The 20,486-nt window shown below is 73.7% G+C and carries 15 protein-coding genes; 9 read left to right on the top strand and 6 right to left on the bottom strand.

Going from position 1 to position 20,486, the window contains the following annotated elements:
- The first annotated feature begins 45 nt into the window (after positions 1 to 45).
- Positions 46 to 330 carry a DUF397 domain-containing protein gene (locus ACZ51I_RS18440; RefSeq protein ID WP_468876793.1) on the top strand — a complete coding sequence of 95 codons (285 nt, stop codon included), beginning with the start codon at positions 46 to 48 and terminating at the stop codon, positions 328 to 330.
- 63 nt (positions 331 to 393) lie between these two features.
- Here the strand turns inward: ACZ51I_RS18440 and ACZ51I_RS18435 are convergent, their stop codons facing one another.
- The 4 genes from ACZ51I_RS18435 to eccB form a co-directional block, all read right to left on the bottom strand.
- A complete protein-coding gene (locus ACZ51I_RS18435; protein ID WP_017235850.1) occupies positions 394 to 684 on the bottom strand; it encodes a WXG100 family type VII secretion target in 291 nt (96 codons plus the stop codon).
- Between the two features lie 53 nt (positions 685 to 737).
- Positions 738 to 1,076, bottom strand: coding sequence for a WXG100 family type VII secretion target (locus tag ACZ51I_RS18430; protein ID WP_468876790.1), 339 nt, complete (start codon positions 1,074 to 1,076; stop codon positions 738 to 740).
- Positions 1,077 to 1,266: 190 nt separating this feature from the next.
- Complete coding sequence (mycP, locus tag ACZ51I_RS18425; protein WP_468876788.1) at positions 1,267 to 2,523, bottom strand: type VII secretion-associated serine protease mycosin; 1,257 nt, start codon at positions 2,521 to 2,523, stop codon at positions 1,267 to 1,269.
- 12 nt (positions 2,524 to 2,535) lie between these two features.
- Positions 2,536 to 4,080, bottom strand: coding sequence for a type VII secretion protein EccB (gene eccB, locus ACZ51I_RS18420; protein WP_468876786.1), 1,545 nt, complete (start codon positions 4,078 to 4,080; stop codon positions 2,536 to 2,538).
- Positions 4,081 to 4,270: 190 nt separating this feature from the next.
- Here eccB and eccE point away from each other — a divergent pair, with 190 nt between their 5' ends.
- The 8 genes from eccE to ACZ51I_RS18380 all read left to right on the top strand — a co-directional run bounded on the left by eccE (position 4,271) and on the right by ACZ51I_RS18380 (position 15,717).
- Positions 4,271 to 5,575: a type VII secretion protein EccE gene (gene eccE / locus ACZ51I_RS18415; protein ID WP_468876785.1), complete on the top strand. Its 1,305-nt coding sequence runs from the start codon at positions 4,271 to 4,273 to the stop codon at positions 5,573 to 5,575.
- A complete protein-coding gene (locus tag ACZ51I_RS18410; protein ID WP_468876783.1) occupies positions 5,575 to 6,348 on the top strand; it encodes a hypothetical protein in 774 nt (257 codons plus the stop codon). The genes eccE and ACZ51I_RS18410 overlap by 1 nt, the downstream gene beginning before the upstream one ends.
- A gap of 228 nt (positions 6,349 to 6,576) precedes the next feature.
- Positions 6,577 to 9,807: an SCO5717 family growth-regulating ATPase gene (locus tag ACZ51I_RS18405; RefSeq protein WP_468876781.1), complete on the top strand. Its 3,231-nt coding sequence runs from the start codon at positions 6,577 to 6,579 to the stop codon at positions 9,805 to 9,807.
- Positions 9,808 to 9,999: 192 nt separating this feature from the next.
- Positions 10,000 to 11,832, top strand: coding sequence for an ABC transporter substrate-binding protein (locus ACZ51I_RS18400; RefSeq protein ID WP_468876869.1), 1,833 nt, complete (start codon positions 10,000 to 10,002; stop codon positions 11,830 to 11,832).
- A 3-nt stretch (positions 11,833 to 11,835) separates the two neighbouring features.
- Positions 11,836 to 12,897, top strand: a complete 1,062-nt coding sequence (locus tag ACZ51I_RS18395; protein ID WP_468876779.1) for an ABC transporter permease — start codon at positions 11,836 to 11,838, stop codon at positions 12,895 to 12,897.
- The gene (locus ACZ51I_RS18390; RefSeq protein WP_468876777.1) at positions 12,894 to 13,778 is read left to right on the top strand and encodes an ABC transporter permease; all 885 of its coding nucleotides are present in this window, start codon (positions 12,894 to 12,896) and stop codon (positions 13,776 to 13,778) included. The genes ACZ51I_RS18395 and ACZ51I_RS18390 overlap by 4 nt, the downstream gene beginning before the upstream one ends.
- Complete coding sequence (locus tag ACZ51I_RS18385) at positions 13,775 to 14,740, top strand: ABC transporter ATP-binding protein (RefSeq protein WP_468876775.1); 966 nt, start codon at positions 13,775 to 13,777, stop codon at positions 14,738 to 14,740. The genes ACZ51I_RS18390 and ACZ51I_RS18385 overlap by 4 nt, the downstream gene beginning before the upstream one ends.
- Entirely contained in the window at positions 14,737 to 15,717 is a 981-nt protein-coding gene (locus ACZ51I_RS18380) for an ABC transporter ATP-binding protein (protein WP_468876773.1), read from the top strand. The genes ACZ51I_RS18385 and ACZ51I_RS18380 overlap by 4 nt, the downstream gene beginning before the upstream one ends.
- A 30-nt stretch (positions 15,718 to 15,747) precedes the next feature.
- Here the strand turns inward: ACZ51I_RS18380 and ACZ51I_RS18375 are convergent, their stop codons facing one another.
- Complete coding sequence (locus tag ACZ51I_RS18375) at positions 15,748 to 16,701, bottom strand: bifunctional riboflavin kinase/FAD synthetase (protein ID WP_468876771.1); 954 nt, start codon at positions 16,699 to 16,701, stop codon at positions 15,748 to 15,750.
- Positions 16,702 to 16,740: 39 nt separating this feature from the next.
- Complete coding sequence (locus ACZ51I_RS18370) at positions 16,741 to 20,262, bottom strand: trypsin-like peptidase domain-containing protein (RefSeq protein ID WP_468876769.1); 3,522 nt, start codon at positions 20,260 to 20,262, stop codon at positions 16,741 to 16,743.
- Between the last annotated feature and the right edge of the window lie 224 nt (positions 20,263 to 20,486).

Below are 20,486 nucleotides of genomic sequence, written 5' to 3'. Positions count from 1 at the left end.
CTACTGTGGGAGGGACCGTCGTACCACCGCGAAGGGAACGCGCCGATGACCGACGCCCACGAGACCAGCACCGAGAGCGCGGACGCCGCCCTGGCCGCCGAGAAGCAGCGCCAGAAGGACGAGCTGTACGCGCTCGACATCTCCGGCGTCGAGTGGGAGGGCGCCCCCGGCACGAGCCCGGACGAGGAGCGCGTGGAGATCGCGCGGCTGCCCGAGGGCGCGGTGGCGATGCGCTCGTCCCTCGACAAGGAGACGGTGCTGCGCTACACGAAGGCCGAGTGGGACGCGTTCGTCCTGGGCGCCAGGGACGGCGAGTTCGACCTGCGGTGAGGCAGACGTGTGAGGGGGTGGCCCGTCGGAACGGGCCACCCCCTCACGTGTGTCTGCAAGGACTTACATCATGCGGAAGCGAGCCGCGTTGCCCTTGTCGGTGTCCTGGTAACCGGCGACCGACTCGTCGAGGAGCTGGGCGATGCGCGCCAGGTCCTGGTTCATGCCGGCCATGTCGCGGGTCAGGCGGTCCTGGCTCTCGCGGTACGCGATCTTCGCCTCACCTTCCCAGTTGGAGGCGACGCGGTTGACCTCGGCCATGAGGTCGTCGAGCTTCTGCGTGAGCGTGCTGGAGGTGAGGCGGGTGTCGGCTGCCGCCTGCGTCACGGTGTCGTAATTGACCGCAGTGGTCATGGTGATGACTCCTGGAGTGAGAGTGGCGCGGAGGTCTGGTCGGGTCGGACGGCTCAGACGCCGAGGATGGCGCTCTGGCCACCGCCGGAGCTGCTGTCCATCTGACGGAAGGACCGCAGACGGTCCTCCTCCTCCTGCGAGAACCCGTCGGCGCTCATACGCATGATCTCCTCGAGCCTCGAGAGCTCGGCACGCATGCTGCGCAGACGCTGGTTCAGGTCGTTCTGGACCCGGTCGTACTCCTTGCTCGCAGCGCCCTGCCAGCCCGCCTGGACGCGGTCGACCACGCCGTTGAGGGAGGTGATGCGGGCCTGGAGCTCGTCGGAGAAGTCCTGGATCCGGCCGGCGAGCTTGACTTGTTCGGCACTGGTTACGTTCAGGTCTTTCGACATCTTGCCCCTTCTTCCTTCGGTGGCTGCGACGGTCGGGCCGTCGGGCCTTCCGGTCGTGATGCGGACGGGAATCTTCTGATGCCGCCCCCGTGCTGGGTTCGCACTGCCGTGCCCCCAGCGGTCACTGTAGTCATTGACGGCGGCAGTTCCAACTGCAAAGGAAGGTCCCGATACTTGACCGATACGCGCGTCACCGGACCTCCCTCCTGCGGCGGCTGTCGCGGATCACGGTGGCGGTCCCGGCGACGACGGCCACCAGGACACCTCCGATCCCCAACGTGTAGGTGGCGAGCCGTTCGGAGCGCTCCTGAGGCGTCTCCGACAGCGCCAGACGGGCCGGCTCGGGAGCCGGCGGCTTGGGCGGACCCGGGTCGGGCACGGGCGATGAGGCGGGCGTCCCGGGGACGTCGGCGAGCGCCCGCACCGGGTCGACCACGCCCCAACCGACGTACCCGTCGCGGCCGTTGATCGAGCGGACGGCGGTCTGCTCGATCCGGGCGACGACCTGGGCGGGGGTCCACTTCGGGTACTTGGCGCGGAGCAGGGCGGCGACGCCGGCGACGTACGGGGCGGAGAAGCTGGTGCCGTTGTCGACGCACTGGCCGCCGCCGGGGACGGTGGAGACGATGTCGACGCCGGGCGCCGCGACACCCACGAAGTTCCCCGGCTGGGAGAAGGCGGCACGCTCGTTGTTGCGGTCGGAGGACGCGACGGCGAGGACCCCGGGGAAGGCGGCGGGGTAGGTGTTCCTGAAGGTGCCGTCCATGCCGTCGTTGCCCGCGGAGGCGACGACGACGACGTTGTTCCTGATCGCCTTGGCCACGGACTTGGCCATGGGCGAGTCCGGGCCGAGCGGCTGGGTGGTGTCCTGCGAGATGTTGATGACGTCCGCGCCCTTGGCGACGGCCCAGTCGATCGCCTGGGCCATGGTGTCGGACTTGCCGCTGTTCTTCTCGTCGTTCTGCCGGATCGGGATGATCGTGGCCTCGGGGGCGAGGCCGACGAAGCCGGTGCCCTTGCGGGGGCGGGCCGCGATGATGCCGGCGACCTTGGTGCCGTGGCCGACCTCGTCGACGGTGCCGTCGGTCTTGCCGCGCTTCTCGTCGCCGAAGGAGGGGTTCTTCTTGTCGGGCTTGAGGTAGTCCTTGCCCGCCTTGGCGTCGACGGCGGCGCGCAGCTGGGGGTTGACGTCGTCGACGCCCGTGTCGATGACGGCGACCCGGACGCCCTTGCCCTTGGTGTCCTGCCACAGTTCGTCGAGGAGGACCCGCTGGAGCGGCCAGGGGGTGCCCTCGATCTGCTTCTTCATGGGGAAGGTGCACTCGCCGCTGCCGTCGAGGGCGGGGCCGTCGTGGGGCACCCGGTCGGCGGCCGCCGCGGGGGCGGCGAGGAGGGCCGCGAGGGTGCCCGCGGCGAGCAGGGCGGCCGCGCGGTACGTCGTCGTCACCGGTGCCACCCCCTAGGAACCCTGCGGCTGACGCGCGCTGTTGGTGTCCAGCCGCGGGCCCTTCGACAGGAACTCCGACCATTCGATCGGGACGAGGACCGGCTGGACCTTCTCGTACCCGAGACGCTTCTGGGCGTCGCTGGGTTCCGGCCGTCCGTCGGTCTGCTTCTGCTCGCCGGCGCCGATCTCGGAGCGGGCGGAGTCGCTGTCGCCGTTGGCCTGGACGGCGTACCGCAGGCCGGTGTCGGTGACGAGGAAGAGGGAGCCGTCGGGCGTCTTCTGCTTGCCCTGGATCTGGGTGTAGAGGAGGCCGGTGCCGGGGGTGACGTACGTGCTGGAGCCGCCGGCCGTGATGTCGGCCGGGTACTCGGTGCCGGCCCAGGTGGTGAGCGTCGTGTCGCCCTTCTCGTCGACGTCGGTGAGGACGCTGCAGACGGTGTCGCGGGCGCCCTCGCCGGTGGTGGCGTTGATCTGGGTGGACTTCAGCGTCGGCCAGCGGACGCCGTCGTGGAAGACGGTGGGGTCCGGGACGAAGGAGGAGGCGTCGACGGTGGTGGCCTTGCCGTCCATGTCCAGGTTGCCGGTCTCCGGGGAGTTGATGAGGAGCCACGCGGTGAAGGGGGTGACGGGCTGGACCTTGCCGGCGAGGACGACGTAGTACTGCGGGCCGGAGCCGGTCTGGGCGAGGAGGACCATGCCGATCCGGTTCTCGGTCCCCGTCAGGGTGTTGCCGGGGATGCCGGCGGAGGCGCCCACCGTGCCGTCGATGTGCGGGAAGTCGATCTCGTCACCGGTCTTCAGGGTGGCGAGCCAGTCGTCGGTGACGGCCTGCGGCTCCTTGCCGAGACCGACGAGGGCGGTGAGGAGCCCGGGGCGGTCGGCCTTCACCGGGTACTTGGTGCCGGTGTGGTCGACGAGGAACTGGGCGCTGCCCTTCTGTCCCTTGACGTACAGGACCTGCCCGTCCTTGAGCTTGTTCGCGCCCTCGGTCCGGCCGGCGTCGCGCTGGGCGAGGAGGAAGGTCGCCTTCTGGACGCTGGCGCCCTTGCCGCCGCCGGGCTGCTCGCAGACGGCCCAGCGCTTCTCCGTGCCCGCGTCCTCCGCGACGGGCAGCCGGTCGGGGGCGTACGGGATGCCGAGGATGGGGCCCCGCGGCGGCTTGCCCTCGTCGAGCTTCTTGTCGTCGACCTGGATGACCTGGAACTGGTCGGGGTTGAGCAGCAGCCGGGCGGAGGCGAGGTTGAGGACGGGGTGGAGCAGCGTCTTCTTGTCCTTGCCCTTGACGGTCTCCAGGACGACGTACCGGGTCGTCGACTGCTTGCCGACGATGACCCGCGTGCCGGGGGTGTCCCAGCCCTTGGGGGCGGTGGGCTTGAACATGCCCCAGGCGCCGAATCCGGCGACGACGAGCGCGGAGACGATCAGACCGGGGAGGACCGCGCGCAGCGGCTTCGGCGCTCCCTCCTCCGTGCCGGAGGGCGAGGGTTGGAGGAATGCCGCCACCGTGCGCTTCTTCGCAAAGGTGTACGCGTTGAGCTCGTCCCGCCGCGATGCCATGAGTCCCCATTCTCGTCAGGCTCGATCTTCGCGCGGGGCCCCGGGGTGATGACACCCGGGCCCCGGCCTTCGGACCGGCCCCCTACTATGCCTGCTGTCCCGTGGGGTTCGTGGGGCGGGTAGGGTGATCCGGCCGCCAAAGCCCTGGCGGGCCAGGGTCATCGGGACGAATTGAGGGGGATTCTCCATCATGGCTTCCGCGAGGCGGAGGCGGCCCGCCGCGGCCGCTGCCTCCACACCTCCGTCCACGGGACCCGTCCCCTCGGTGTCACCGAGGCTCCAGGCACGTCCCGGACACTTCGGTTCGTTCCGATTGCAACAGCTCGTACTGATAGAGGTGGCGGCGGCGCTGCTGCTCCTCGCCTGGGTCGTCGAGCCGATGCTCCTCGTGCCCGCGGGCGTGGTCGCCGTCGTGCTGGTGCTGCTCGCCGTGGTGCGCCGGCACCGGCGTTCGCTGCCCGAGTGGCTCGGCACCTTCCTCGCGCTGCGCGCCCGTTCGCGCCGGGCCTCCTCGTTCACGGTGCCGGAGGGCACCGAGCCGGGGCTGGCGCCGCTGGTGGAGTGCGATCCCGCGCTGCGGACCTACGCGTACAGCGACCGGGACCGGCGTCCGGTCGGGATGGTCGGGGACGGCACCTTCCTGACGGCGGTCCTGCGGGTCGAGGCGGACGGCACGGCGCTGCGTCCGGACCGCGCGGCGCGTCCGCTGCCCGTGGGGCTCGTCCGGGACGTGCTGAGTGTGGACGGCATCCGGCTGGAGTCGGCGCAGATCGTGCAGCACACCCAGCCGGCGCCCGCGCCGCACCTGCCCGCGCAGTCGATGGCCGCCCGCAACTACGGGCCGCTCCAGGCGCAGACGGGTTCGCCCGCGGTGCGGATCACCTGGATCGCGCTCAAGCTCGACCCCGAGCTCTGCCCGGAGGCGGTCGCCGCGCGCGGCGGCGGCATGACCGGCGCGCAGAAGTGCGTGGTGCGGGCGGCGGACCAGCTGGCGAGCCGGCTCGCGGGCGCCGGGTTCCGGGCGAGCGTGCTGACGGAGCAGGAGCTGACCTCGGCGCTGGCCACGTCGAGTTGCGCCAGTCCGATGGCGATCGCGCAGGCGGGCCGGGGGCAGGCGCAGGGGCGCCGGACCCAGGAGACCGCGCGGACCTGGCGGGTGGACGACCGGCGGCACACGACGTACTGGGTGCAGCGCTGGCCCCAGTTGGGCGGCCGGAGCGGCGGCGCGGGCGCGTCGATGCCGCAGCTGGTCGCCCTGCTGACCTCGCTGCCCGCGCTCGCGACGACGTTCAGCCTGACGCTGAGCGGCGGGGACCGGCAGGAGGTGACGGTGACCGGACACGTGCGGATCACCGGGCGCAGCGACGAGGAATTGGTGGCCGCGCGGCACGAGCTGGAGCGTGCGGCGCGCGGGGTGAGGACGGGTCTGGTGCGCCTTGACCGGGAACAGGTGCCCGGCATCCTGGCGACGCTTCCGCTGGGGGGTGCGCGCTGATGTCCACCGCATCCTTCGGTACGTCACCGGCCTCGGGCGCGCCTTCCGCCCGGCGCCCGGGGCGGGTCACCCGGCCCCGGTTCGGTTTCGGGCTCGTCGGGCCGCGCCGGGACCGGCACTCCGTACCCCTGGAACACCTGGACGCGCTGGCCCTGCCCGTCGGTGACGACGGCATGGTGATCGGCGTGGACGCCGAGGGCCGGCCGGCCGTGCTCGGCATCAACCGGCCCGTGCCGTACGACGTCACGCTCATCGGCGGTCTGTGGACCGCGCAGGTGCTGGCGCTGCGCGCGGCCGCGACCGGCGCCCGGGTGGCCGTCGAGACCGGCCGCGCGCAGGCGTGGACGGCGCTCGCGCAGGCCGCGGGCGGCGGGCAGCCCTGCATCACGCTGCACGACGTGGGCCGGGTGCCGCCGCAGGGCGCGTCGGCGGGCAGTCCGGTGGTCGTGGTGCGCGACTGCGGGATGCGGCCGCCGCGCGGCCGTGTCGTGTCGGCGCCCTGGCAGTCGGTGGTGACGCTGCTGCCCTATCTGAGCCCGGTCGCGCCCCGGCTCCTGGAGAAGTCCTCCCTGGTCGGCGTGCAGCGGGTGTCTCCCGACGAGGCGGCCCAGATCGGCCGCATCATGAGCCTTCCGCAGCACGAGTACGAGGCGCTGTCCACGCTCGCCGACGGGGTGACCCTCTGGTGCACGCCGAACGACCGCCAGTTCGTCATGACGCAGGCGACGGACGCCGAGACCGGATTGTTGGGCGGCGCCCGCCGGATCGACTGAGCGGCGACGCCAGGGCGCGAACTCGCGCATGTACGTCCGTTTTTGCATCGTTTTGAACGGTGGGTGTTCTCACTCTGCGGCGCGGCCGGGTCACTTGGGGCCCGGACCGGGTCACGGAGGCGGGCGCGGAGGGCCCGTCGGCCCCGTCCGGGGGCGGCCCGCGGCGATTAGGGTGGAAGGGCCCCGCCCACAACGGCACACGGGTGCTCGACCACACCAGGAGGCAAAGTGAACGGCGATCGCGACGAGATCCACGGGGGTTGGAATCCGCCCGCCGACGATCAGTCCGACGCGGATCCCGCCGAGATGACGGGTGAGTTCACCATCGACTACACCCCGCCCGCCTGGTACACGCAGAACGCGTCCGGCGGTACGGGGGCGGGCGGGGCCACTCCCCCGCCGCCGAGCGGTGCGCCGGTCGGCGTACCGGGCCTCCCGTCGGGCAGCGGCTTCGAACCCGGCTGGAACGTCGCGCCGCCGACGCCTCCCGCGCCTGTTCCGGGGATCGAGCCGGTCGCGCCCGCCGCCCCCGCTCCGGCGCACCCGGCCGGCGCGGTGCCTCCGGCGGGGGTTCCTCCGTACGGCGCGCCGGGCGCGCCCGCGGCCGCTCCTGTCACGCCCGGTCCCGGCACCCCTGCCGCCGGTGTTCCCGCGCCCGCCTTCGCGCCCGGCGCGCCGGTGCCAGGTGTGCCGGGTGGGCCGGCGGGCGACGCCTCGCCGCCGCCGGCCGGCGCGCCTTCCGCCCCGGCGCCCGCCCCTTCCGTCCCGGCACCCGCGCCGGAGGCGCCCTCGCCCGGCGCCTCGTCCGGAGGCGGGGACGTCGAGAGCGGCGCCACGATGCTCTTCCCCCCCGCCCAGCTCCCGCGTGAGATCGCCGAGCGCTCGGCAGAACAGTCGGAGAGCGCGGAGAACGTCGAGAAGGCGGCGAACGCCGAGGGCTCCGCCGACTCCGCGGCGCCCGCCGCCGACGACGCGGCGGAGGCCGCCCCGGGCGAGAGGACCTCAGAGCCCGTCGCTTCGGCGGACGCCGTCCAGGACCCCCCCGCCGGAACCGCCGCCGACAGCGCGACGGGCACCCACGACGCCGAGGCGGCACGCCCGTCGGACGCCCCGCACGACTCTGACGACCCGCACGACCCCGGCAGTTCCGACAGCTCGGACGGCGTCGAGAAGGCGCAGGGCGCCGACGACACCACAGCCCCGGAGAACGAACCTGCCGCGCAGGACGCGGGGACCGGCACGGAGACCGCTCCCGGCGCCGCCCCCCTCCCCGCCGCACAGCCGGTCGCCGACGCGCCGCAGGGCTTCGGCCCCGTTCCCGGTCCGTACGACACCGCCGGCGGCGCTCCGGGGCCCATCCCCGGCACCACGGCCGCTCCGGGCCCGTACCCCGCGCCCTACCCGGCCGCGGGCGCCCAGCCCGGGGCCGGGCTGCCTCCGCTGCCGCCGTCCTTCCAGCCCGCCGCCCCCGAGCCCGCGCAGCAGTGGCCCGCGCAGCCCGCCCCGGGCGCCCAGCCGGCGCCGCCCGCCGCGCCGCTGCCGCCCACCGCCACCTGGCCGGCGCCGGCGCCCGCGCCCGGCGCGCCCGGCCCCGTGCCGCCGCAGGCCCAGCCCCAGCCGCCCGGCGCCTACGGCTACCCGCAGGCCCCGCAGATCCCGCAAGAGCAGCAGCCCCCTGCCCCGGCTCCGGCTCCGGCTCCGCAGGGCGGTTACGGCTTCCCCCACCCCGGGACGCCTCCGCAGCAGGCCGGTTACGGCTACCCGCAGCAGCCCGGCGGCGTCCCGCCGCAGGCGCAGGCGCCCGGCGGCTACGGCTACCCGCACCCCGGAGCCGTACCCCCGCAGGCGGCCCAGGCCCCGCAGCCGCCGTACGACGGCCGGCCGCCGGTGGATCCGCGGACCGGAGCCGCCTGGCCCTCGCCGGTGACGCACGACCAGCGGGAACGGTCCGTGCCGGGCGCCCCGCTCGGGTACAACGCGGCCGTCGAGCTCTCCTCCGACCGGCTGCTGCGCAACAACAAGCAGAAGCCCAAGTCCAGCCGGAATCCCGGCGCCGCCAACCGCTTCAAGCTCGGCGGCAAGAAGGAGGAGGCGGAGCGTCAGCGGAAGCTGGACCTCATCCGGACGCCGGTCCTCTCCTGCTACCGGATCGCTGTCATCTCCCTCAAGGGCGGCGTCGGCAAGACCACGACGACGACCGCGCTCGGCGCCACCCTCGCGACCGAGCGGCAGGACAAGATCCTCGCGATCGACGCCAACCCGGACGCCGGCACGCTCGGCCGACGGGTGCGGCGCGAAACCGGGGCGACCATCCGCGACCTGGTGCAGGCGATCCCGTACCTGAACTCGTACATGGACATCCGCCGGTTTACCTCGCAGGCGCCCTCCGGTCTGGAGATCCTCGCCAACGACGTGGACCCGGCCGTCTCGACGACCTTCAACGACGAGGACTACCGGCGCGCGATCGACGTCCTCGGCAAGCAGTACCCGATCATCCTCACCGACTCGGGCACGGGTCTGCTGTACAGCGCCATGCGCGGGGTCCTCGACCTCGCCGATCAGCTGATCATCATCTCCACGCCCTCCGTGGACGGCGCCTCCAGCGCCTCCACCACCCTGGACTGGCTGTCCGCGCACGGCTACGCGGACCTGGTGCAGCGTTCCATCACGGTCATCTCCGGGGTCCGCGAGACCGGCAAGATGATCAAGGTCGAGGACATCGTGCAGCACTTCCAGACCCGCTGCCGCGGTGTCGTGGTCGTGCCCTTCGACGAGCACCTGGCGGCGGGCGCCGAGGTGGACCTCGACATGATGCGGCCGAAGACCCGGGAGGCGTACTTCCACCTCTCGGCGATGGTGGCCGAGGACTTCGTACGGGCGCAGCAGGTGCAGGGGCTGTGGACCGGTGACGGCCAGGGCGCGATGCCCCCGCACATGGCCCCGCCGATGCCCGTCCAGCAGGGCCCGGGGCAGCCGTACGCGCCCCAGGGACACCCGCAGCCGGGCCCGCCGATGCCCGGTCAGATCCCAGGCCAGGCGCCGGGGCAGGCGCCCGGTCCGATGCCCGGACAGCCCCTGCCCGGCCAGTTCGCGCCCGGTCAGCCGACCCCCGGACAGCCGTACGCGCCCCAGCCGCCGCAGCCGGGTCAGCCGTACGCTCCCCAGGGGTACCCGCAGCAGGGCCCGCCGATGCCGGGGCAGATGCCCGGTCAGATGCCGGCGCAGGCACCCGGCCCGATGCCGGGTCAGTTCGCGCCCGGCCAGCCGGCACCCGGTCAGCCGTACGCGCCCCAGCCGGGTCAGCCGTACGCGCAGCAGCCGGGGCAGCCCGGTCAGCCGGGGGTTCCGCAGTCCTGGCAGCAGCCGCAGGACGGGAACGAGTCGCAGCAGGGGCAGCCGCTGCCTCCGCAGGCGGACCCGCAGGGCGCTCCGCAGGCGCCGCCAGCCCCTCAGCAGTAGGGCGTCACAGGTTGAGACCAATGAGGCCCCGTATCGGCTCACCGATACGGGGCCTCTTGGCGTTCCCGCAGACCACAAGGGGTTTGAGCGATCGTTGACGACGGCAGACCACCGCTGATACACCTTCGCTTCACCCATCGTCAGCCCAAGATCCACGACAGTAACTCCGACGCGAGGTCACGTCCCATGGTCATGGTCACGAAGGTTCCACCCCGCCCCACCCCTGCCCGAAGAGCCCTCCCCCTGCTGCTCGCCGCCGGTCTCGCCACCGGCTCCCTCGTCGTCGTCCCCGGCACCGCGCAGGCGGAGGACGGGAAGTCGGGCGGCACGACCCTCACGGTCGCCGTCTCGCAGAGCATCGACTCGCTGAGCCCGTTCCTCGCCCAGAAGCTCACCTCGACGAGCATCCACCGGCTGGCGTACGAGTACCTCACCAACTACGACCCGAAGGACGCCCGCACGGTCCCGGGTCTGGCGACCGCCTGGACGTCCTCGCCCGACAAGCTGACGTGGACGTACACGATCCGCAAGGACTCGGCCTGGTCCGACGGGCGGCAGGCCACCGCCGAGGACGCGGCCTGGACCTTCAACAAGATGATGACCGACCCGAACGCCGCCACCGCCAACGGCAGCTTCACGGCCAACTTCGCGAAGGTCACCGCGCCCGACCCGCAGACGCTCGTCATCCGGCTGAAGAAGCCGCAGGCGACGATGACGGCCCTCGACGTCCCGATCGTGCCGAAGCACGTCTGGGAGAAGGTCACCGACTTCTCGAAGTTCAACAACGACAAGCAGTTCCCGATCGTCGGGAACGGCCCCTTCGTCATCACGGACTACAAGGTCGACCAGTACATCAAGCTCAAGCCGAACAAGAGGTTCTGGCGGGGCGCCCCCAAGTTCGACGAGCTGGTCTTCAAGTACTACAAGGACGGGGACGCCGCCGTCGCCGCCCTCCAGAAGGGCGAGGTGTCCTTCGTACCGAACCTGACGCCCGCCCAGGCCGCCGCGCTCAAGACCCAGAAGGACATCAGGGTCAACGACGCCCCCGGCCGCCGCTTCTACGCCCTCGCCACCAACCCGGGCGCGAAGGCCCAGGACGGGAAGACCTTCGGCAACGGGCACAAGGCGCTGCTCGACCCTGCGGTGCGCAAGGCGCTCTTCCTCGCCGTCGACCGCGCCACCCTCGTCGACAAGGTCTTCCAGGGACACGCCGTCGAAGGCGAGGGGTACATCCCGCCGCGCTTCGGCTCGTACTTCTGGAAGCCGGAGGGCGCGCAGAAGCGGGCGTACGACCCGGCCGGGGCGGAGAAGGTCCTCGACACCGCCGGGTACCGGAAGAACGCCGACGGCAAGCGGGTCGGCAAGGACGGCAGGCCGCTGGACTTCCGGATCCTCTGTCACGCCACCGACCCGAACGACAAGGCGGTCGGCAAGTACCTCCAGGAGTGGTGGGGCAAGCTGGGCATCGGCCTGAAGGTCGAGTGCCTGGACAGCGTCTCCGACCCCTGGGTCAAGGGCGACTACGACCTCGCGTTCGACGGCTGGTCGGTCAACCCCGACCCGGACTACGTCCTCTCCATCCACACCTGCGGCACGCTCCCGGCGACCCCGAAGGACTCCGGCGCCACGGACAACTTCATCTGCGACAAGGAGTTCGACGGGCTCTACGCGCGGCAGGCGGTGGAGTACGACGCCGCCAAGCGGGCGGATCTGGTCAAGCGGATGCAGTCCCGGCTGTACGACACGGGGTACATGAACATCATGGCCTACCCGAACGCCCTGGAGGCGTACCGCACGGACCAGATCCGGTCCATCACGACCATGCCCGAGGCCGCCGGGAACCTGTGGGGCCAGGACGGCTACTGGAGCTGGTGGTCGGCCGTGCCCGCGGACCCGGCCGAGGACTCCGGCGGCGGCTCGTCCACCGGGGTGATCGTCGGCATCGCCGCGGCCGTGGTGGTCGTGCTCGGCCTCGGCGTCTTCCTCGGTCTGCGCCGCCGTTCCACCGCCGACGACCGCGAGTAGGACGTGACGACGGCAAGCACCCCCGCCGACCTGACGCGGGCCGAGAAGGCCCGCGTCACGGACGGCGCACCCCGCACCGGTTCCTCCCTCGGCTATCTCCGCCACGCGGCGGGGAAGCTGGGCGGCGCGCTCGTCTCGCTCTTCGCCGTGCTGGTCACCAGCTTCTTCCTCTTCCGGATCATCCCCGGTGACCCGGTGAAGGCGATGACCCACGGCATCCCCACCTCCGCCGAGCAACTCGCGACATTGCGCCGCCAGTTCGGACTGGACCTGCCGCTGTGGCAGCAGTTCACCGACTACTGCGCCAAGGCGCTGAGCGGCGACCTCGGCACCTCCTTCCAGTTCCGCGCCCCCGTCGGGGACCTCATCGCGGAGAAACTGCCCGCGACGCTGCTGCTCACCGGGGTCGCCGTGGTGATCTACTCGACGCTCGGGCTGTGGCTGGGCACCCGCTCGGCCTGGCGGCACGGCGGTCTCGGCGACAAGCTGAACACCGGGATCGCGCTGACCCTGTGGTCGGTGCCGTCCTTCTGGCTCGGGCTGCTGCTCATCATCGTCTTCTCGGTGGGCATGGGGCCGATCCCGGGGCTCTTCCCGACCGGCGGCATGGAGTCGGGCACGGGCGAGACCGGTTTCGCGTACGTCCTGGACGTCGCCCACCACCTGGTCCTGCCCGTGGTCACGCTCGTCGCGGTGGGCTACGCGCAGACCCTTCTCGTGATGCGCTCCTCGCTCCTCGACGAGATGGGCGGCGACTATCTGACGACGGCGCGGGCGAAGGGGCTGCGGGACGACGCCGTGCGGCGCCGGCACGCCGTGCCGAACGCGCTCCTGCCGACCGTCACCATGGTCTTCATCAACCTGGGTCACGTGGCGGCCGGTTCGATCCTGGTGGAGACGGTGTTCTCCTGGCCGGGGCTCGGCGGGCTCTTCTACCAGGCGCTGAGCGTGCCCGATCTGCCGCTCGTGCAGGGCCTGTTCGTGGTCTTCGCCGGAGCGATGATCCTGATGAACCTGATCGCCGACCTGCTCTATCCGCTGCTCGACCCCCGGGTGGGCCGATGACCTCTCTCACGTGGGAGCGCCGCAAGGGTTCGGTCGCGCGCTTCTGGACGTCGTACCGGACCCATCGCGCCGGGCTGTACGGTCTCGCCGGCCTCGTCCTGATCGCCCTGCTCGCGCTCGCCGCCCCGATGGTCGTCGGCTCCGACGTGCAGTCGGTGACCCGGGCTCCGGGCACGGCCCTGGAGCCGCCGAGCGCCCGGTTCCCGCTCGGCACCGACCAGTTCGGGCGCTCGCTGCTCGGCCTGCTGATCTGGGGCGCCCGGATCTCGCTGCTCGTCGGGCTGCTCGCGGCGGCCCTCTCGGTCGCCATCGGAACCCTCGTGGGCATCATCGCCGGGCACTACGGCGGCTGGTACTCCACCGTCGTCATGCGGATCACCGACTGGTTCCTGGTGATGCCGACGCTGGTCCTCGCGATCGTCCTGGCGACCGTCATGTCCCGGTCGATGTGGACGGTGGTCCTGGCGATCGGCGTGACCTCCTGGCCGACCACCGCCCGGCTCGTACGGGCGCAGACGATCGCCGTGGAGTCCCGCCCGTACATCGAGCGGGCGACCGCGCTCGGCGGGGGCCACCGGCACGTCATGACCCGGCACGTGCTGCCGAACGTGATGCCGCTGGTGCTCGCGCAGACCACCCTCGGCATCTCGACCGCCATCCTCACCGAGGCGACCCTCGCCTTCCTCGGGCTCGGCGACCCGACGGTGGTGTCGTGGGGCGGGATGCTCCAGGACGCCCGGGAGGCGGGAGCCGTCTCCTCCGGGCACTGGTGGTACCTGGCGCCGCCCGGGATCGCGATCGCCCTGGTCGCGCTCGCGTTCACGCTGTGCGGCCGGGCCGTGGAATCCGTGCTGAACCCGAAGCTGGGGGTGGGGCGATGAGCCTCCTGGAGGTGCGGGACCTGAGGGTCACCTACGGCTCGGGCGCAACCGCCGTGCCCGCCGTGCGCGGGGTCGACCTGACCCTGGAGCCGGGGACCAAGCTGGGCGTGGCCGGCGAGTCGGGCTGCGGCAAGTCCACGCTCGCGCTCGCGCTGCTGCGGCTGCTTCCGGCCTCGGCGCGGATCGGGGGCGAGATCCTGCTCGACGGCGACGACGTCCTCGCCATGTCCTGGGGGCGTCTGCGGGCCGTGCGCTGGGCGGGCGCCTCGATCGTCTTCCAGGGCGCGATGCACTCGCTGAACGCGGTGCACCGGATCGGGGACCAGATCGCCGAGCCGCTGCTCGTGCACGGCCGGGCGACCCCGGCGGCGGCCCGCACCCGGGCCGGCGAGCTGCTCGAACACGTCGGGCTTCCGGCAGGCCGGGCCACCGCCTATCCGCACGAGCTGTCCGGCGGGCAGCGGCAGCGTGTGATGATCGCGATGGCCCTCGCCTGCGACCCGCGCCTGATCGTCGCGGACGAGCCCACGACCGCGCTCGACGTGATGATCCAGGCGCAGATCCTGCGGCTGATCGAGCAGCTCGTCGCCGAGCAGTCCATCAGCCTCCTGATGATCAGCCACGACCTGGCGGTCCTCGCCGACACGTGCGACCGGCTCGCCGTGATGTACGCGGGCCGGGTCGTCGAGGAGGGGCCCGCTCGGGCGGTGTACGAGGCGGCCGCGCACCCGTACGGGCGGGCGCTGTCCTCGGCGTTCCCGCGCATCGGGGACCTCGCGTCCCGGCGGGCGCCGCGCGGTCTGCCGGGCGACCCGCCGGACCCGGCGGACCTGCCCGGCGGTTGCACCTTCCATCCGCGCTGCCCGGTGGCGGTGGACGCCTGCGCAGAGCTCGATCAGGAACTGCGGGAGGCGGGCGCGGGACGCCGGGCCGCCTGCGTACACGTGGGGAGCACGTCATGAGCACGGGGTCACTGCTTTCGGCGCGCGGACTGCACGTCACCTTCCCGGGGCGGCGGGGCGCGCCGCCCGCCCGCGCGGTGGACGGCGTGGACCTGGACATCGGCGCCGGCGAGATCGTGGCCCTGGTCGGCGAGTCGGGCTGTGGCAAGACGACGCTGGCCCGCTCCCTGCTCGGCCTGGTCCGGCCCACGTCGGGGGCGGTCGCCTTCGACGGGAAGCCGCTCGCGTACTCCTCCGGGGCGCTGAGGGCCTACCGGAAGCGGGCGCAGCTGGTCCTCCAGGACCCGAGCGGTTCGCTGAACCCCCGGCACACCGTGTACGACGCGGTGGCGGAGGGGCTGCGGATCCACGGGGTCCACCGGTCGGAGCGGGACGAGCGGACGGCCGTCGCCGAGGCCCTCGCGCGGGCGGGGCTGCGGCCTCCGGAGCGGTTCTTCCTGCGCTACCCGCACGAGCTGTCCGGCGGACAGCGGCAGCGCGTGGTCATCGCGGGCGCGCTCGTCCTCGAGCCCGAACTGATCGTCGCCGACGAGCCGGTGGCCTCCCTGGACGCGTCCGTACGGGGCGAGATCCTGGCGCTGCTGCTGCGGCTGCGCGACGAACTCGGCCTGTCCGCGCTTGTGGTGACGCACGACCTGGGGCTCGCGTGGAACATCGCGGACCGGGTGGCGGTGATGTACCTGGGCCGGGTCGTGGAGACCGGCACGGTGGAGTCCGTACTGACGAACCCTCAGCACCCCTACACGCGGGCGCTGTTGTCGGTACTGCCGGAATCAGAAGGCGCGCCGGTGGTGCTGACCGGCGAGCCGCCGGACCCGTCGCGCATCCCGTCGGGCTGCCGCTTCCACGCCCGCTGCCAGCTGCTCGCCTCGGGCGAGGCGACGGCGGTCGCGGACCGCTGCCGGGGCGAGGACCTGCCGGTGCTTGGTGGCGCCGGGGAGCAGGCGGTGGCCTGCCACTGGGTGACGAGAGGTTGAGCCCATCACGGGGGGTGGGCAGAGGCCCGGTCAGTCCCGGTCGTACTCCTCCGTCAGCTCGCGGCAGCGCTTCACGTCGCCCGCCATCGCCTGGAGCAGGTCGTCCAGGGTGTCGAACTTGAGCATGCCTCGCACGTACGCCAGGAAGTCCACGGCCACGTGCAGTCCGTACAGATCGAGTCCCTCGCGGTCGATCGCGTATGCCTCGACCGTCCGTTCCGTGCCGTCGAACTGCGGGTTCGTGCCGACCGAGATCGCCGCCGGCATCCGCTCGCCCGCGGCCGTCAGCCAGCCGGCGTAGACACCGTCCGCCGGGATCGCCGTGTGCGGCAGGGTCTCGACGTTGGCCGTCGGGAAGCCGAGCTCGCGGCCGCGCTGCGCGCCGCGGACCACGATGCCCTCGACCCGGTGCGGGCGGCCGAGGATCTCGGCGGCGCCGGCCATGTCGCCCTCGGCGACCAGGCGGCGGGTGAGGGTGGAGGAGAAGGGCTCGCCGCCGCCGGCGGCCCCGCTGACGTACAGGTCGATGACCTCGACCTCGTAGTCGTAGGTGGCGCCGAGCTCGGTCAGGAAGGCGACGTTGCCTGCGGCCCGGTGCCCGAAGCGGAAGTTGGGGCCCTCGATGACGGCCTTGGCGTGCAGCTTGTCGACCAGCACCTTGACGATGAAGTCGGCCGGGGACAGCTGGGAGAACTCGGCGGTGAACGGCAGCACCAGCACCGCGTCCACGCCCAGCCCCTCGATCAGCTCGGCGCGCCGGTGGTGCGGGGCGAGCAGCGGCGGGTGGCTGCCGGGGCGCACGACCTCGGAGGGGTGCGGGTCGAAGGTGACGACGACGGAGGGGACGCCCAGCTCCCGGGCGCGCTCGACGGCCCGCCCGATGATCAGCTGGTGCCCGCGGTGCACACCGTCGTAGGAGCCGATGGTGACGACGCTGCGTCCCCAGTCCTGGGGGATGTCCTCCAAGCCACGCCAGCGCTGCACTGTGACCGCTCCTCGTCCGCCTGTTCGCCCTGTTCGCCTTTACGCAGGTCTAAGACTGCCATGTCCACGGCCGTCGGTACGCATCGGCATGGCAGTGCCGGGACTTCGCAGCGCCTGAAGGGTCTCCGGGCCGAGCAGCGGGGCCCAGTCGGAGGGGGCGGCGACCGTCCAGGCGGCGAGGAGCACGGCGAAGGCGGGCAGCTCACGGACGGCTCCGGCGAGGGCCCGGTCGAGCCGCCAGGCGCCTTCGGGGGTACGCACGCACAGCGCGCCGGCCCGTCGGGTGAGGTCCCGGGTGCGGGGCGCGCTGCGCCGCTCCGCCCCCTCGGCGGCGGCCCGCAGGAGCGCCTCCAGGACGGTGAGCTCCCCGGCCTCGGCCTCGTACCGCTCGTGCTCCAGGAGTACGTCGAGCAGCTCGCCCCGCAGATGGCGGGAGGCGCCGGTGCCGGGGGCGGCGAGGACGGGGGCGAGGGCGCGCCGGAGCGGGGCGGGGCGGCCCCGGATGAGGCCCGTGACCAGCGGGAAGAGGACGGCTCTGGCCGCCGGGCCGTCCTCGAGGCGCCGGTCGACGAAGGCGGCGACCAGCGGGGCGCCCTCGGGGTGGCGGGCGGCGTAGTCGCGGACGAGGGCGGCGATCCGGCGGGCGAGGGCGGGCGTGTCGACCTCCGCGAGGGCCCGCAGGGCGGCGGCCGGCGCCTCGCCGGCACCGTGCAGCCGGGCCCGGAAGGCGGCGAGGACCTCCTCGGGGTGGCTCGCGAGGGCCTCGGCGAGGGCGGCCGCGGGGACCTGCGGCTCGGCGAGGGCGCGGGGGAGGTGGCGGGCGCGGCTGTGCGGGTCGCGGACGAGGAGGCCGAGGGCGGCGCCGTGGAGGGTCTGGTCGCCGGGGCGGGCGAGCAGGGCGAGGGCGGCGTAGCGGAGGAGTTCGCGGTCGGCGGACTGGATGGCGCGTCCGGCGACCAGGTGTCCGTACGCTGCCGCCGCGACCCGCCGCTCAGGGCGCCCGTCGTCGTGGGCCCAGCGGTCGACGGCCCGGCAGAGCGCGGACGGCTCGTCCTCGGCGAGCGCGGCGAGCAGACCGTCGGCGAGGGGGTGGGCGGTGGCGACGAGGGCCTCGCACAGGTCGTCGACGGCGAGCCCCCGGTGGGTGTGGAGCAGGGCCTGGGCGGCGGTCGCGACGGTGGCGTGAGGGGCGGCGGGGAGGGGCCGGTCGTCGCCGAACCAGCGGCAGAGGAGGGGCTGCACGCCCCTGGGGTCGGCGGCGAGCATCGCCGTGACGGCGTCGAGGCCGCCGGGGTGCGGCTCGGCCGGGAGGAGGCGCCGCAGAAGGTCGATCCGCTCGTCCTCACCGAGCGGCAGGCCCAGCCAGAACGCGGGCCCGAAGGAGGCGAAGACCGGGTGCCGCTCCGGGCGGGCCCCGATCAGGTCGGCGAGCAGCCGCAGGACGGGCAGGTACGGCCGCGGGTCCGGCAGCCGCCGCACGGTCTCCCCGAGGAGACGCGCGGCCCACCAGGCCCCGTCCCCGCTCTGCTCCTCCCCGGCGAACCGCCCGAGCGCCTCGGCGAGCCGGGCGAGCCGGGGTGCGAGCCCGGCGGGCCCACGCTCCCGGTGAAGGTGCAGCAGGGCCTCCAGGACGGGCCCGATCCGATGCCGGGGCACGGGCAGCGGTCCGCCCGCCGCCCGGTCCTCACCGTCGCGCTGCCGGGGAACGTGGAGGAGGGGGCCGTCGGAGGCGGGCTGCACGGCGGGCGTACCCGAGGCGGCCGCCTCGCGGGCGTCCTCGTGGCCCGGCTCCGGTTGCGTCTCCTCGCGGTGGACCAAGGCGTGCAGTGCCGTGTCCAGGTCGAGGTGGGTGGCCTGGACCCAGTCGGCGAGTTCCTCATGGGCGAAGCGGTAGCCGGAGCCCGCGGGGACGAGGAGGCCCTCGGTGAGGACGGCCGGGGCCCAGCCCTCCCGCCAGGGGAACAGCTCCTCGAAGGAGGCCCGGTCGAGGAGGCCGTGCCCGGGGCCCAGGCACCGGCGGGCCGCCTCGTGCAGCCGGCCGGTCACCCGCGCGGCGAGCCGGCGCACGGCCGTCCCCCGGAGGAGGGGCCGGGAGCCCGCGGCGATCCGGACGGCGGCCCGCAGGCACACCAGGTCCAGGTAGGCGGTGAAGATCTCCTCGCGTCCGGGCCGCCCCGGCACCTCCCCGGGCAGCGCCGCCCGCACCTCGGCCAGCAGCCGCAGGGCGAGCGGGTGCCGGGCGTCCGCCTCGGCGAGGTCCGTCTCCCCGATCCCGTACCCCTCCCGTACGGCACGGGCCTCCGTCTCCGAGAACGGCCCGAGGACGACGGCGGAGGGGAGCCCCTCGCCTACTGCCGTCGCCGGGCGGTGCAGGGCGCCCGGGGTGTAGAGCGCGCCGGCCTGCTCCCAGTGCTCGGGGCGGCAGGCGGTGACGAGGTGGGCGTGGTGGGCGCGGAGCCACCGCTCGGTGGCCGTCGTCCAGTCGGCGAGCCGGTGGGCGAGGAGCGGCGGCATCTCCTCGGGGCCGTCGAGGACGACGAGCAGCGGGCGGCCCGCGTCCCGGGCGAGGGCGGCGGCCCGCTCCGGGGTGGCGGCCGTGGTGTCGCCGAGCGCGCCGGAGGCGGCGACGATCCGGCCGGCCTGGTGCAGGGCGCGGCCGACGGCGTCGGCGAGCGAGCGGTCCTCGGCGCGCAGGTCGGCGCCGCGGAGGCGGACGGTGGGGGCGGGGGCGGCGCCCCGGGCACGGCGGGCGCAGAGCGCGGCGAGGGCGGTGGTGCGGCCGGTGCCGGGGGCGCCGACGAGGGCGAGGACGGGGGTGTCGCCTGCCGTGAAGCGGGCGAACTCGCGGACGCAGTCGGGCCGTTCGACCGGCTCGGGCCAGGGGCCGGGGTCCCGTACGGGTCCGGTGGAGGTGGCGGTGAGCTCCAGGATCGCGGCGAGGTTGAGGTCGGGTCCGTAGGCGGGGACGGTGGCCGCGTTGCGCCGCAGCAGGGCGGTGAGCGGTCCGGCGGGCCGGAGCGGCACGGCGTATCCGGCGGCCCGGCGGTCGCCGCGCAGGGCGGTGCCGAGGACGGCGAGGACGGTGCCGGTGACGGTGTCGAGGACGGGGCCGCCGGCGGCCTGCCCGCCGCGGCGGAGCGCCTCGGCGCCCTCCGTGCCGATGGCGAGTTCGAGGGCGTCGGCGAGGGCGTGGAAGCGGTCGGTGGCGGTGTACGTGACGGCGGCGGGGCCGAGGACGCGGGCCTCCCGCCAGCCCTGGGCGGCGATCCGTACGTACGTGCCGGGTTCGATCTCGGGCCGGGTCGCGAGCGGCAGTGGACGGCCGCCGAGTCCTTCGGTCCGTACGAGCGCGAGGCCGCTCTCGGGCAGCGGGGTGACGGCCTCGGCCTCGGCGAGCCAGCTGCGGTCGCCGGGGGCGTGCAGGACGACACGGCTGAGCCCGTCGACGGCTTCGTGACTGGTGACGACCGTTCCGTGGTGGTCGGCGAGGAAACCGGTGCCGCGCGGCCGGCCCGCCAGATCGCAGATCCGTACCAGCGTCGCCAGGTCCCCGCGTCCCATGGTGTCGACGGTAGGCGGCCGGTGATCACCCGGAGGCGCTCACGGGGAAACGCGCCCCCTGACACTCCCCCGTTCGCTCCGAGCGCCTCCCCGATGGGGTGAATTTCGGCGGCTGTGCCGGACAGGTACTCCCGGGGGAAACCGGGGGGAACGTCGTGGGGGGGGGGGAGGCGGGTGTTGGCCCCCCCGACTGAAACAGGAAAGGTTGGCGCGTGGAAAGACTC

Source organism: Streptomyces sp. NPDC034084 (assembly GCF_055575535.1).
This window is presented reverse-complemented; position numbering and strand designations above follow the sequence as displayed.